Annotated in this window: 13 protein-coding genes; 7 read left to right on the top strand and 6 right to left on the bottom strand. The window is 66.3% G+C overall.

Features of this window, described 5'->3' with window-relative positions:
* The 6 genes from ILT42_RS05680 to crtI form a co-directional block, all read right to left on the bottom strand.
* A complete protein-coding gene (locus ILT42_RS05680) occupies positions 1-1107 on the bottom strand; it encodes a glycosyltransferase (protein ID WP_204214397.1) in 1107 nt (368 codons plus the stop codon).
* Positions 1104-1844, bottom strand: coding sequence for a lysophospholipid acyltransferase family protein (locus tag ILT42_RS05675; RefSeq protein WP_229428488.1), 741 nt, complete (start codon positions 1842-1844; stop codon positions 1104-1106). Before ILT42_RS05675 ends, ILT42_RS05680 begins: the two co-directional genes overlap by 4 nt.
* Before the next feature lie 95 nt (positions 1845-1939).
* Positions 1940-3505, bottom strand: a complete 1566-nt coding sequence (locus ILT42_RS05670) for a phytoene desaturase family protein (RefSeq protein ID WP_229428352.1) — start codon at positions 3503-3505, stop codon at positions 1940-1942.
* A 49-nt stretch (positions 3506-3554) separates the two neighbouring features.
* Positions 3555-4637 carry an SAM-dependent methyltransferase gene (locus ILT42_RS05665; protein WP_204214386.1) on the bottom strand — a complete coding sequence of 361 codons (1083 nt, stop codon included), beginning with the start codon at positions 4635-4637 and terminating at the stop codon, positions 3555-3557.
* Positions 4638-4668: 31 nt separating this feature from the next.
* The gene (locus ILT42_RS05660; RefSeq protein WP_204214384.1) at positions 4669-5076 is read right to left on the bottom strand and encodes a DUF2141 domain-containing protein; all 408 of its coding nucleotides are present in this window, start codon (positions 5074-5076) and stop codon (positions 4669-4671) included.
* Positions 5073-6647, bottom strand: coding sequence for a phytoene desaturase family protein (crtI, locus tag ILT42_RS05655; protein ID WP_204214382.1), 1575 nt, complete (start codon positions 6645-6647; stop codon positions 5073-5075). The genes ILT42_RS05660 and crtI overlap by 4 nt, the downstream gene beginning before the upstream one ends.
* A gap of 336 nt (positions 6648-6983) precedes the next feature.
* On the opposite strand from crtI, the gene ILT42_RS05650 reads away from it, so the two are divergent.
* The 7 genes from ILT42_RS05650 to ILT42_RS05620 all read left to right on the top strand — a co-directional run bounded on the left by ILT42_RS05650 (position 6984) and on the right by ILT42_RS05620 (position 13302).
* A complete protein-coding gene (locus ILT42_RS05650; protein WP_456085398.1) occupies positions 6984-7373 on the top strand; it encodes a septal ring lytic transglycosylase RlpA family protein in 390 nt (129 codons plus the stop codon).
* Positions 7374-7452: 79 nt separating this feature from the next.
* Entirely contained in the window at positions 7453-7773 is a 321-nt protein-coding gene (locus ILT42_RS05645; RefSeq protein ID WP_204214379.1) for a hypothetical protein, read from the top strand.
* 72 nt (positions 7774-7845) lie between these two features.
* Positions 7846-8151: a hypothetical protein gene (locus tag ILT42_RS05640; protein ID WP_204214378.1), complete on the top strand. Its 306-nt coding sequence runs from the start codon at positions 7846-7848 to the stop codon at positions 8149-8151.
* A 62-nt stretch (positions 8152-8213) separates the two neighbouring features.
* Complete coding sequence (locus tag ILT42_RS05635; protein WP_204214376.1) at positions 8214-8525, top strand: polyhydroxyalkanoic acid system family protein; 312 nt, start codon at positions 8214-8216, stop codon at positions 8523-8525.
* Between the two features lie 315 nt (positions 8526-8840).
* Complete coding sequence (locus tag ILT42_RS05630) at positions 8841-9926, top strand: glycosyltransferase (RefSeq protein ID WP_204214374.1); 1086 nt, start codon at positions 8841-8843, stop codon at positions 9924-9926.
* 4 nt (positions 9927-9930) lie between these two features.
* Positions 9931-11085, top strand: coding sequence for a UDP-galactopyranose mutase (gene glf, locus ILT42_RS05625; RefSeq protein WP_204214372.1), 1155 nt, complete (start codon positions 9931-9933; stop codon positions 11083-11085).
* Between the two features lie 45 nt (positions 11086-11130).
* Positions 11131-13302, top strand: coding sequence for a family 1 glycosylhydrolase (locus tag ILT42_RS05620; protein ID WP_204214371.1), 2172 nt, complete (start codon positions 11131-11133; stop codon positions 13300-13302).
* The last annotated feature ends 20 nt before the right edge of the window (positions 13303-13322 follow it).

The raw sequence follows: 13322 nt of genomic DNA, 5'->3' as shown, positions 1-13322 counted from the left end.
TCACCCCGCCGGATAGAGCCTGCCCTTCCAGCCGGCCCGACGGGCGCCGCCGATCCGCAGGAGCACGCTCCATTGAATCGCCAGACCCACGAGCATCGTGAAGGGATGCAGGGGAATCGACAACAGGTTCTCCCGCGTGGCCAGCGTCACGATGGCGCGAGCGGACAGAGACGCCAGCGCCGCCAGGGCCAGGACCGGGCCGAACGCAAAGGGAAGGAGGCAGAAGGGCAGCACGTGGCCGCCGAGGAGCAGGATCGTCCAGACCGGCAGGCCGACCGGGGTCGCCATGCCCTCGTGGGCATTCTTGGCGAAGCCCGCCCAGGCCTCGCCGAAGCCGCGATACATGCGGCAGGACGCAAGTGTGTCCCCGAGAACGAGGTCCGTCATGTGGCCCCGGCGGCGGAAGACCCGCGCGAGCTGGATCCCATCGTGCAGCAGACCCCGGATCGCTCCGTGCCCACCGACCTCGCGATAGGCTTCGCGCTCCGCCAGGACCAGCTGGCCGCAGGCGGCTCCGAGGCCCGGATCGCGGGACAGGCGCATGAAGCCCATGGGCAGGTAGCCCAGCAGCAGGATGTTGATCGTCGGCACGGTGAGCAATTCGCCGAGGCTGCGGGTGATCTGGCGCGGCACGGCGCTGACGAGGCCCGCGCCGCTCGCCTGTGCGTGCCCGGCGAGGGCGGCCGCCGCCTGGGGCTCCAGGCGGACGTCGGCATCCACGAATAGAAGGTGCGTGCCCGAGGCCGCCTCCGCGAGGTGGTGGCAGGCATGGACCTTGCCGGTCCAGCCATCCTCCAGGGCGGGCGCGGTGAGAAGACGCACGCGCCCGTCCCGGGCCGCATGGGCCTGCACGATGGCGGCGGTCTCGTCCGTCGAGCCGTCATCCATGACGAGGATCTCGACGGGCACGCCCATGCTGGCGCGCGCCGCCACGAGGGCGGGGCCGATATGGGCGGCCTCGTTGCGGGCCGGGATCAGGATCGACACAAGGACGTCCCCGTGCGGCCGGTAGCGCGGGGTGGCGCGCAGGATCGCGAGGTTCATCAGGCCCAGGAGGAGCGGGAAGACCGCGAGCGCCAGCAGGACGAGGGCCAGGATGTCGGTCATGTGGCGCGGCCCTCGTGGGAGGAATCGAAGCGGCGTCCGCGCGCGGCGGATGCGAGCCTGCGCCAGGCATCGTAGAACCCGCCGACGCCGGACCTGCCCTCCAGGACGAGACGGAAACGGTCCGGCTCGCGGCTCATCACGTCGGCGCTCAGGCGGTTGAGGGTCGTGGTGAGCCGCTCCTCCAGGTGGCGCAGACGCTCCGCCCGGGGAAGCCGCGCGAGGTCGGCGCCCCGCATCGGCGGCCCGAAGGCGATGCAGGCCTCCGCGCCGCGCTCGAGCCAGAACGCGTATTCGATGGCCAGGGGCAGGATTGTGCAATCGGGAGCGAGGTCGACCGCATGGGCGAGGCCGGGCTTCAGGCCCAGGGGCCGCTCGCGCACGTCGCCGAACCGGCCCTGCGCGGTGATCCAGAGGGCGCGGTCCTGCCGGGAGAGGATCTCGGCGCTCGCGGCCAGGAAGTGTGCGGCGCCCCGGGGCGAGTCGAGATCCACGCCGAACGCGCCGATGCGCCCGAAGATGCCGTATTGCTTCAGCATCGCGGCGTCGATGGGCGCGTAGCTCTCATGGTTGGGAAAGAAGCGGTCCGCGGCCAGGATGTAGAGCGCCGCGTCCCACCAGGCCGGGTGGTTGGAATACACGATGACGGGGCCGCCCGCCTCCGTCTCGGGCACGCCCCATTGGGCGACCCGCAGCGCGTTCATGTGCCGGTTGAAGAAGCGCCGGAAGACCTGCACCATGAACCCGTGGATCACGGCCGAGCGGCGTGTCACGGGGGAGGTTTCCGCCGGGCGGCGGCCATGGGGGGCGGCGCGTGGCCTGTTTGGGCTCCGACTCAAGACGCCTTCCGTAAGGTCTCGCCCTTGCTGTCCTGGTCCATGGCATCGGCGGCGATCCAGCCCGACATCATCACCATGGGCATGCCGGGACCGGGATGGGCCGCGCCGCCCGCGAGGTACAGGCCCTGTACCTGACGGCTGCGGTTGCCGGGCTTGAACGCGCCCATGAACTTGCCGTGGCTCGCCAACCCGTAGATCGCGCCGTTGAGCACCTTGTAGCGGTCGTGGATGTCCTGCGGCGTCAGGTGCCGCTCCAACACGATGCGGCTCTCGATGTCGGCCATGCCGGCCGTGCGCTTGAGCTTGTCGAGGATCACCTGCCGGTAGGCCGGGAACATCTGCGACCAATCGTGGTGCGGGCGCAGGTACGGCGTATGCACCAGCACGTAGAGCGCCTCTCCGCCCTCCGGCGCCACGCTGGGATCCGTCATCGACGGGGCGGCGATGTAGCAGGTGGGATCGGGCGCGGGCTCGCCCTTGCGGTAGATGTAGTCGAACTCCTCCTCCGGGTCGCGGGAGAACACGAAGTCGTGGTGGAGGAGCTGGTCGTAGCGCTTATTCAGGCCGAGATAGAGCACCACGCCGGAACAAGCGGGTTCGAAATCCTTCTTGGCGTAATGCTCGCCCACCTCGCCGCCCACCAGTTCGCGGTAGGTGCGCATGGAATCCATGTTGGAGATCACGTTGTCGTACCGCACGGTCTCGCCGTACGCCGTGACGATGCCGGTGGCGACGCCGTTCTCGATCGCCAGCGAGGCCACGTCGGTGTCGGGCCGGAAGGTGGCCCCGAGCTCGCCCGCGAGCTTGACGAGGGCCTCCGCCACGGCGCGCGTTCCGCCCATGGGGTACCACACGCCGTCGGCCGCCTGCATGTGCGCGATGGCGCAGAGCACGGCGGGGGAGCCGTAGGGGGACGAGCCGACATATTGCGTGAAGTGGTCCAGCATCTGGGCGAGGCGGTCGTCCTTCACCTTGGACCGGATCGTGCCGGCGACCGACGAGCCCATGCGGAGTGACAGCACGTCCTTCAACGTCCCCGGGTTCATGTTGGCCCGAATGTTGATAGTGTCGAACAGGTCCTCCACGGGCTTCCAGAAGAAGAACCGCTCGGAGATGCCGTGAAGGTTCTCGGACAGTTCCTGGAACTGCTTGTAGCCCTTGCCGGCGTTGCTGCCGGGCGCGAAGCGGTCCATGGCCTGCGCCATGGCGTCGATGTTCTCCTGCAGGTCGATGCGCGTGCCGTCGTCGAAGAAGCAGCGCCATTGCGGGTCGAGCCGGACGAGATCCATGTAGTCGGAGACCTTGCGGCCGGCTTCCGCGAAGATGCGGTCCAGCACGCGGGGCACGGTCAGGATGGTGGGGCCCATATCGAACCGGAAGCCGCCTTCGTGCAGTACCGCCGCCTTGCCGCCGAGCCAGGGGTTCTTGTCGTAGAGGGTCACCTTGTGGCCGCGGGCTCCCGCCACGCAGGCCGCGGCAAGGCCGCCGAGGCCGCCACCGATGATCGCGACGGACGTTCCTTGAGCGCTCACGAAAATTCCTCCCGGCGGGACGGAGCCCATGGCGTCGCGTTGTCCCGTTCTTCAGGTTCTAGGCGGACGCGGAACGACTTCAAGAAGCCTCCCGCAGGATTGGACGGCGGGCGCAGAGCATGCGGAACGCGCCCCCGCCCGGCGCCCGGATGATGGGGCTGAACCCCGCCTCCGCCAAGCTCGGCCGCACCGCGTCGGCGTCGCGGACATTGCCGCCCCAGAGCAGGTTCTTCAGGCGGCTGATCGCGGACGGGACGTCGTGGCCCCGGCGGGCGAGCACCGCCACGAGCACCCAGCCGCCCGGGCGCAGGGCCCGGAACACGCGCCGGGCCGTTTCCGGCATGATGGCGTCCGGCAGGAACATCTGCGGCAGGAAGGCGAGGTCGAAGGCGGCCTCGTCCTCCAAGTGCTCCACGCGCTGGCGCCGCAGGGCGACGCGCGCGGCTAGGCCTGCCTCGGCGATCCGCGCCTCGCCGATGGCGGCGGGCTGCGGCGCGGGCTCGAGCGCGGCGGCGGACAGGTGCGGAAAGGCGCCGCAGAGCGCGATCGACAGGCCGGCCGCCCCGGCACCCACGTCCAGAAGCGCCGCCCCTGGGGCCGACAGCCGTGCGGTGAGCCCCGGCAGGAAGCGCAGCTTCGGGATCGCCCGCTCGGCCCAGAGCCGCGTCAGCAGACCTTGTGCGTCGATGATGGCCGCGTCCGTGTGGGTCCAGCCGTCGAGGGCGAGCGTTCCCGTGGCCGCGCGGGCCCGGAACGCCTCGGCCTGCAGCAAGGGCGCGCGCAGGGCGGCCCGGAAGGTTGCCGCGCCGTCCGGTGTGGTGAAGGGCGCCAGGGCCGGAGCGGCGTGAACCCGACCGTCCTCCTCCCAGGCGAACCCCAGGCTCGCCAGAAGCCCTGCGAGAATCCGAACGGAATCCTCCGGCAGGCCGGTTCGAACGGAGAGGCGCCCGAGGGTCTGGGGCTGGGCCAGGGCCTCGATCAGGCCGGTCTCGGCGCAGGCCGCCAGGGCATTGGCGGTCCAGACGGCGGTGTCGATGCCCTCCAGGGTGCGCAGCACGTCGTCCGGACGCCGTCGCAGCCGGGGACGGCCCGCCGCCCGTCCGTGGCGCAGGCCGATGCGGTCCCCGCCATGGGACAGGAGAGCATAGGCGTGCCACAGCATGAGAGGCCTCGTCGAGGGTGATGCGCGGTCTCTAGCGTACCGGAATCACGACCGTGGTCGAGGGCTCCTTTACGGTGATCAGCGCACCCTCGAAATTCGGCGGTCCGCGCCGCCCCACATCGTTGGAGAATCCGTAAGGCTCGTTCGGCAATCCGATGAAGTTGCGATCCAGCTTCGCATTGCCGTTCAGGTCGTGGAAGACCGCGATCGCGTAGGTGCCGGGCTTGACGTTGCGTAAGCGCAACTCGACGGTGCCCGGCCGGGCGGGCTCGCGGTCCTTGTAGGGGCAGGTGGCCTCGTCGAAGCTCTTGTCGCAGACACCCGCGTAGATCATGCCTTCGCCGGATTTGACCCCTTCGGCCCGGATCACGAGGGTGGCGGCGAAGGACGCGGACGATGCAAGCATCCCTGCGGCGGCGAGACAGGCGAGGGTCTTCATTCGGCGGCCTCCGGCAGGGCGTTGCGGCCGGTCGCAGGGGGCTGTCCCGCCCGGCGCTTGGCCAAGTCTTCGAGAACAAGGCGCGACGTGATGCGTGCGCCCTCGTAGATCACCGGGAGGCCGCTGCCCGGATGCGTGCCGCCGCCCACCAGATAGACGTTGCGACCGAAACGGTTATGCGGCCGGAAATAGAGCATCTGCGTGAGGTTGTGGGCGAGATTGAAGGTGGCGCCCTCGAAGACCGAGAACTCGTCACGCCAATCGACCGGCGTCACCATGCGTTCGAAACGGATGCGGCTCTCGATGTCGCCGAGTCCGAGCTGCTTCAGGCGTTCCAGGGCAAGCTTGCGGTAGCGCGGCGCCTCGCGGGCCCAGTCGATGCCGCAGCGCAGGTTGGGGACCGGCACGAGCACGTAGAGACTCGTGTGGCCCTCCGGGGCCAGGGTCGGGTCGGTGGCGCCCGCGTGCTGGATGTAGATCGACGGCTCCTCCGGCAGGATGCCGTTCGTGATCTCGTGGATGTTGCGCTCATACTCCTTCGATAGGAGGATGGTGTGATGCGCGAGGTCTCCCATGCCGCCTTCGATGCCGAGATAGAGCATGAAGGTTGAGCAGGACAGCTTGGTGCTGTCGATCTTGCGGTCCTGCCAGTTGCGCCGCATGTCTTCGGGGATCAGGCGGCGCACCGCGTGGCCGAAATCGCCGTTGATCACGACGGAGCCCGCAGGAATGCGCTCGCCTCCGGCCTGGACGCCGACCGCCTCGCCGCCCTCGTAGATCACGTGGTCGACGGGCGTGTTCAGGCGGATGTCGACGCCCATCTTGCGGGCCACTTTGGCCATCGCGTCCGACACCGCGCCGCAGCCGCCGATCGGATGGTAGACCCCATGCTCGTATTCCAGAAACGACAGGATCGTGAACAGGCTCGGGCACTGGAAGGGCGACATCCCGAGATACTTGGTCTGAAACGAGAAGGCGAGGCGAACGCGCGGATCGGCGAAATAGCGCTTGAGGTCCTGGTCCACGCTGGAGAAGGGCCGCAGCTTCGGAAGCGCCGCCAGCATGGCGGGCGACACCATGTCGGCGGGGCTGGAAAAATCCTGTTCCAGCACGGGCCGGAAGGCCTCGAGCTTGGCGCGGTTGTCGTCCAGAAAACGGCGCACGTTGCGGGCATCGGCGGGCGACAGGCGCGCGATCTCGGCTTCGAGACGGTCCAGATCCGGCGTCGCCCGAATCTCGCCGCCGCCCTCGAAGACGAGGTGGTATTGCGGGTCGAGCCGCTTCATCTCCACGTGGTCCTCGAGCCTCTCGCCACAGGCCGCGAAGATGTCGGACAGCACGCGGGGATAGAGGAAGAACGTGGGTCCGATGTCGAACTTGTAACCGCCCGGCGCGTGGATCGTGCGGGTCCGTCCGCCCACAGCGCCTTCTTTCTCGAAGACCGTGACCGGCAGGCCTTCCCGGGCGAGCAGCATGGCGGACGCAAGGCCGCCGGGGCCGGCGCCCACGATCGCGACCCTTCCGGCGAGGCCCTGGGAGGGTGACGGTTGCGCCGGGGATCGGTGCGCCATGGGAAGGGGCCTCGTGGATGCGGGTGAAGCGATGGGCGTTTAACTAGAACACCTCCGTTGCCGGGCTAGGCCCCGGCGACGGCGCGGCGCTGACCGACGCCCGGATCGTTACGAGGAAGAAATGAATTAAACAAAGTAACATATAGGATAGTCATCATATCAAATGATACTCAATTTCAGGCTATTGAATGAATGGTTAAGCTTCGCCAAAAGTGAAGCAATATAAGGCGAAAATAGGTCTGCCATATTCTCGCCTTTTTATACGTCACGTTTCGCCCCTGCACAAAGGCAAGGGGAGCATAATCCTTGAAAAAGATCCTCACCCGTGCGTCAATTGTGGCGCCAATTCTTTTCGTTGCTGCTTGCAACACTTCAGGAGTCGATGTCGCGGCGACGAGTTCGCTGCCAGCCGCCAACACGATCGAGACGGGCCGGGAGATCCAGCGGGGTCAAGCGTCCTGGTACGGTCCCGGGTTCCACGGCCGGTCCACGGCCAGCGGGGAACGCTTCAATTCCATGGCCATGACGGCCGCCCACCGCTACCTGCCGTTCGGCACCAAGCTTCGCGTCGTCAACGAGAAGAACGGCCGGTCCGTGGTGGTGCGGGTCAATGATCGTGGGCCCTTCGCCCATCGGCGCATCATCGATCTGGCCAAGGGGCCGGCCTTGGAACTCGGGCTGATGTCGGCCGGCACGGCTTACGTCTCCCTTCACCGGATCAACTGACCCCGTCCGTATACGGTTAGGCGCTTCTTAAGGGCTCTGGGCGATTCTTGGCCTCGATTCGGGACCAAGGGTTGCGTAGATGGAATCGATATCGTCTCAAGCGACGAATGTGGTGCGCTTTCCGGGAGCGCGCACGGCCGCGTCTCCCCGGCGCGATCAGAAGAGCCTCATGGATGCGGTCTATACGGCCGGATTCCTCCCCGTCGCGGCCGATGACCGCGCCACGAAAGTGATGGCCACGCGGCTCACCATCTTCGGGTTTGTGGTCATCGACGAAATGCTGGCCGACGGCACCGCGCGCCGCCTGCGCCCGTCGGAGGCGGTTTACACCTCCATGACCCATCCGTGGCGCATCTCCAAGCCCGCCGGGCGCTTCGCCCTGGATACGCGCCAGGCCTGACCAGCCCCAAAGGGCAGAGCTTGCAGAGCGCCTGCCCTTTTCTTTCCGGCCGGGCGCCCCAGGATTATGGTCATGCATCTGGTTCAGATCCTCCTGCCCCTGGCTGACGATGCCGGTCGCCGCTTCGACGGAGCCGATTACGGCAAAGTCCGCGCGGAACTGGCCGAACGCTTCGGCGGCATCACCAGCTTCACCCGCGCGCCGGCGCAGGGCATGTGGAAGGAAGGCGGCCATACGAATCATGACGACATGGTCGTGTTCGAGGTCATGACCCGCGATCTCGACCATGCGTGGTGGGAGGGCTACCGCGCCGATCTCGAGCGGCGCTTCCGCCAGGAGACCATCGTGGTGCGCGCCATCAAGGTCGAGATGCTGTGACGGCTCGCCTGTCGGGAACCTGATGGGAGTCTCCGCTTTGACATCCGATTCCGGAGTCCCGCATGTCGAAGCCCCTCGTTGTCTCCATTCCTCACAATCTCGGCAAGGCCGAGGCGCATCGGCGCCTGCAAACGGGATTTACGCGGCTCAAGTCGCAATTCGGGGACAAGATCGCGGCGCTCGACGAATCCTGGGACCAGGACCGCATGAATTTTCATGCTGCCGCGATGGGTCAGACCATCGACGGTCATCTCGACGTGATGGAAGACCAGGTTCGCGTCGAGGTCAGGCTGCCATGGATTCTCGCGATGGTGGCCGAGAAGGCGCGTCATTTCATCCAGAAGCAGGGACACCTGATGCTGGAGAAAAAATAGCGCGAACACGCACAGCCTCTGAACGTCCGTTCACGAAGATGAATGGGCGTGGAACAAACATGCATCCATTTGGTTAGTAGACGGATCGCCCACGCGACCCTTCAGCGGCTTGGTCCCAAACCGCCTGAACACATCCCCCGGACTACCTGTCCGCCCGTACAACTCGCACATTTTGAGGATCGCGCCATGCAAGAGCGTTCGACGACGCAGCCGCATGCCCCCCGTTCGCCGTTTTTGGCCGACACGAATACGCCTCTCCTCGTTTGCTTTTCACATCTCCGGTGGGATTTTGTCTGGCAGCGTCCGCAGCACCTCTTGAGCCGTGCCGCGAAGCATTATCGCGTTCTTGTCATCGAAGAGCCGATCTTCAAGCCCAACGTCCAGCCTCACATGGACATGAGCCAGCGTCCCCAGGGCGTCACCATCGCGGTGCCGGTTCTGCCGGAGGGCCTCGGTCACGAGGACGTCATCGCCGAGCAGCATGATCTCATCGAAGAGCTCATCGGCCGCGAGGCGACCGAACCGCGCGTGTTCTGGTACTATACCCCGATGGCGCTCGCCTTCACGAGCGGCCTGGAATGCGACCTGTGTGTTTATGACAACATGGACGAGCTTTCGCTCTTCCGCGGCGCCTCCCGCGAACTGATCGACCTCGAGAACAGCCTCTTTGCCCGCGCCGACATCGTTTTCACGGGCGGCATGAGCCTGTACGAGGCCAAGCGCAAGCGTCATCACAACGTGCACGGCTTCCCGTCCTCCATCGATGCCGGGCATTTCGGCAAGGCCCGGTGCGTCAAGGCGGATCCGGCCGACCAGGCCGCGATCCCGCATCCGCGCCTTGGCTTCTTCGGCGTTATCGACGAGCGCATGGATGTGGAGCTCGTGGGCCAAGTGGCCGACCTGCGGCCTGACTGGCAGTTCGTCATGATCGGCCCCGTGGTGAAGATCGATCCGGCATCCCTGCCGCAACGCCCGAACATCCATTGGCTCGGCGGCAAGTCCTACGATGAGCTTCCGGCTTACCTGTCCGGCTGGAACGTCGGCTTCATGCCGTTCGCGCTCAACGAATCCACCCGGTTCATCAGCCCCACGAAGACGCCTGAATTCCTGGCCGCCGGCGTTCCGGTCGTGTCGACCGCGATCACGGACGTGATCCGGCCTTACGGGGACAAGGGTCTCGTGGAGATCGCCCACTCGGCCGAGGACGTCGTCGAGAAGGCTGAAGCCATCTTGTCCCGTCCGAAGGAGGCCTGGCTCGCCAAGGTCGACCGCCACCTGGCCTCCGGCTCGTGGGACAAGACCTGGGCTGCCATGAACACGCTCATGGAGGACGTGATGGACGGAACCACCGACCGCGCGCCTGCCTCGCTTCCCATCTACGCCACCACCCCCGCGGAGTGATTCCATGTACGATTGGCTGATTGTCGGGGCGGGATTTGCGGGGAGCGTCCTGGCGGAGCGTCTGGCGTCCGAGCGCAACGAGCGGGTTCTTCTCATCGACCGCCGCAATCACATCGGCGGCAACGCCTACGATTGCTACGACGACCAGGGCCTGCTCATCCACCAATACGGCCCGCACATCTTCCACACCAACTCCCGGCAGATCTTCGACCATCTCTCCCGCTTCACGGAGTGGCGGCCGTACGAGCACCGGGTTCTGGCCAAGGTGGACGACAAGCTGGTGCCCATCCCCATCAACCTCGACACGGTCAACAAGCTCTACGGTCTCAGCCTCACGTCGGAGGAATTGCAGGACTGGTTCAAGGCCCGCGCCGAGCCCGTGGACGAGATCAAGACCTCCGAGGACGTGGTGGTCTCGGTGGTGGGCCGGGAGCTCTACGAGAAGTTCTTCCGGGGCTATACGCGCAAGCAATGGGGCTTGGACCCCTCCGAGCTCGACAAATCGGTCACCTCGCGGGTGCCCACGCGCACCAACCGGGACGACCGCTATTTCGGCGACGAGTTCCAGTTCATGCCCAAGCACGGCTACACGCGCATGTTCGAGACGATGGTCAGCCATCCCAACATCCACGTGATGACCCAGACCGACTATGCCGACGTGAAGGATACCATCCCTCACCGCCGGGTGATCTACACGGGTCCGATCGACGAGTATTTCGACTTCCGGTTCGGCAAGCTCCCCTACCGGTCCCTGCGGTTCGAGCATGTGACGCTGGACCAGGCGTGGCATCAGCCGGTGGGCGTGGTGAATTATCCGCAGACCGAGGATTACACCCGCATCACCGAATACAAGTACCTGACGGGCCAGGAGCATGCCAAGACGGCGCTCACCTACGAGTATCCGTCGGCGGAGGGCGACCCCTACTACCCGATCCCCAAGCCCGAGAACCAGGAGCTGTTCAAGAAGTACGAGCGCTTGGCGCTGGCGACGCCGGACGTGTGGTTCGTGGGACGGCTGGCCACGTACCGCTACTACAACATGGATCAGATCGTCGGACAGGCCCTCGCAACCTTCCGCCGCATCAACGAATCCCTTCCGGCCAATGCCGACACCAGCTCGGTCCAGGCCATGCCTGCTTCGGCGGCGTTGGCTTCATGAGGGACATCGATGATCTTGTCGGACGGCCATGGAGGTTCCGAGCGGATGAAGCAACCGCTTGAGCTTTGGGGCGGCCTCGAATGCACTGTGGCGCGGATCGGGGATACGTTCCGGGATCAAGTCGTCGAGACGGGTCACCACGAGCGTCTCGACGATCTCGACCGCATCGCCGCGCTCGGAATCCGCACCCTCCGCTACCCTGTGCTGTGGGAGACGATCTCTCCCGCCACCCCTCATGAGGCCGACTTCTCCTGGCACGACGAGCGCCTGGAACATCTCCGCTCTCTCGACATCCGTCCCATCGCCGGCTTGTGCCATCATGGAAGCGGCCCGCGCTACACGAACATGCTCGATCCCGGCTTTCCGGAGCTTCTGGCCCGCCATGCCGGGCGCGTCGCGGAGCGCTACCCGCATCTCGACCTCTATACGCCGGTCAACGAACCGCTGACGACGGCGCGGTTCAGCGGCCTCTACGGGCATTGGTATCCTCACGGGACGGGCTACGGCCCCTTCCTCCAATGTCTCGTCAACCAGTGCAAGGCCACGGTCCTGTCCATGCGGGCGATCCGCAGGGTTCGGCCCGATGCGGGGCTCGTGCAAACGGACGACCTGGGGAAGACGTTCTCGACACCGAAGCTCGCATACCAAGCCGAGCACGAAAACCAGAGGCGCTGGCTGACCTTCGATCTCCTGTGCGGGATGGTCGACCGGCATCACCCCTGGTGGCGGATCTTCCTGGATCACGGCATCTCGGAAAGAGATCTCGACCTCTTCCTGGAAGCCGACGCGGCGCCCGACATCATCGGCATCAATCACTATCTCACGAGCGAGCGCTATCTCGACGAACGGCTCGACCAGTATCCGGACCACCACCGGGGCGGCAACGGGCGCCACTGCTATGCGGACGCGGAAGCCGTTCGCATGCCGCTGGAGGCGAGGGAACTCGGGCCGCTCGCCCGATTGCGGGAAACCTGGGAGCGGTACCGGCGTCCCATCGCGGTCACGGAAGCGCATCACGGATCCTCCCGCGACGAGCAGATCCGCTGGCTCATGGAGGTCTGGCAGGCGGCGCAAGCCCTGCGCCAGGAGGGAGCCGACATCCGCGCCGTGACCGTCTGGACGATGTTCGGAACCGTGGACTGGAGTTCGCTTCTCACCCAAAATCACGGGCATTACGAACCGGGTCCCTTCGACGTGCGCGGATCCGAGCCGCGCCCCACCGCGCTGGCGCAGGCCACGCAGGCTCTCGCCCGGAATGGCGCATACGACCACCCGGTGCTCGACCGGGCAGGATGGTGGAAGCGAGACACCCGATTCTACCGGTCCCCGACCCGGCGCTCGAAGGCATGCCGTCTGGTCGGATCGCCACGTCAGCTTCTGATCACGGGAGGCACCGGGACGCTAGGACGCGCATTCTCGCGGATCTGCAACCTGCGCGGCCTCGACCACGTTCTCACCTCGCGCGCCGACATGAACATCGCGGACAGGATGAGCGTGCGCGACACTCTCGCCGACCACCGCCCCTGGGCGGTGATCAATACGGCGGGCTACGTGCGCGTCGCGGAGGCGGAAGGAGAGCCCGACAGGTGCTTCCAGGAAAACGCCGAGGGTGCCGCCGTGCTGGCGCAGGCCTGCGCCGAGCTCGACATCCCGCTCGTCACCTTCTCGTCCGATCTGGTGTTCGACGGCCTGTCCGGACGTCCCTATGGTGAAACGGATCCGATCTCTCCCCTGACGGTCTATGGCGCCAGCAAGGCCGAGGCGGAGCGCCGGGTGCTTGCGCTGCACGAGCGGGCGCTCGTCGTGCGCACCAGCGCGTTCTTCGGGCCCTGGGACCGGTACAACTTCGCCTGGGCAGTCCTGAATCGCCTCGGAAGCGGACAGACCTTCGAGGCTGGAGCGGACCGGGTCTCGCCCACCTACGTGCCGGATCTCGTTCACGAGGTGCTCAATCTCCTGATCGACCACGCCTCGGGTCTCTGGCACATGACAAACCCCGGCAGCGTCTCCTGGTACGATTTCGCCGTCGCCATGGCGCAGCGGGCGGGCTACGACACGGATCTGGTTCTGGGCGCTCCGGGCGAGGGGCGCGACACCACCCTCACGAGCGAACGAGGAGTTCTGCTGCCCTCCCTGGCGGGAGCCTTCGAGCGGTTCTTCCGCGACAGCGAGGTCCAATGGGTCGAAGATTTCAAATTTCGGGCTGCTGCTGAGTAGTGCGTAACCGGCAAGGAAAA

Origin of the sequence: Microvirga pudoricolor, assembly GCF_016892705.1 — a bacterium.
GTDB classification, from domain to species: domain Bacteria; phylum Pseudomonadota; class Alphaproteobacteria; order Rhizobiales; family Beijerinckiaceae; genus Microvirga; species Microvirga pudoricolor.
The sequence above is the reverse complement of the archived record's forward strand: the minus strand, read 5'-3'. Positions and strand labels throughout refer to the sequence as shown.

What these genes read in the sequence shown, in the direction of transcription:
- ILT42_RS05675 (WP_229428488.1), bottom strand. Translation starts at nt 1,844, where the DNA reads ATGGTGCAGGTCTTCCGGCGCTTCTTCAACCGGCACATGAACGCGCTG.
- ILT42_RS05645 (WP_204214379.1), top strand. Translation starts at nt 7,453, where the DNA reads ATGGAATCGATATCGTCTCAAGCGACGAATGTGGTGCGCTTTCCGGGA.
- ILT42_RS05620 (WP_204214371.1), top strand. Translation starts at nt 11,131, where the DNA reads ATGAAGCAACCGCTTGAGCTTTGGGGCGGCCTCGAATGCACTGTGGCG.
- ILT42_RS05680 (WP_204214397.1), bottom strand. Translation starts at nt 1,107, where the DNA reads ATGACCGACATCCTGGCCCTCGTCCTGCTGGCGCTCGCGGTCTTCCCG.
- ILT42_RS05670 (WP_229428352.1), bottom strand. Translation starts at nt 3,505, where the DNA reads ATGGGCTCCGTCCCGCCGGGAGGAATTTTCGTGAGCGCTCAAGGAACG.
- crtI (WP_204214382.1), bottom strand. Translation starts at nt 6,647, where the DNA reads ATGGCGCACCGATCCCCGGCGCAACCGTCACCCTCCCAGGGCCTCGCC.
- ILT42_RS05665 (WP_204214386.1), bottom strand. Translation starts at nt 4,637, where the DNA reads ATGCTGTGGCACGCCTATGCTCTCCTGTCCCATGGCGGGGACCGCATC.
- ILT42_RS05640 (WP_204214378.1), top strand. Translation starts at nt 7,846, where the DNA reads ATGCATCTGGTTCAGATCCTCCTGCCCCTGGCTGACGATGCCGGTCGC.
- ILT42_RS05635 (WP_204214376.1), top strand. Translation starts at nt 8,214, where the DNA reads ATGTCGAAGCCCCTCGTTGTCTCCATTCCTCACAATCTCGGCAAGGCC.
- ILT42_RS05660 (WP_204214384.1), bottom strand. Translation starts at nt 5,076, where the DNA reads ATGAAGACCCTCGCCTGTCTCGCCGCCGCAGGGATGCTTGCATCGTCC.
- glf (WP_204214372.1), top strand. Translation starts at nt 9,931, where the DNA reads ATGTACGATTGGCTGATTGTCGGGGCGGGATTTGCGGGGAGCGTCCTG.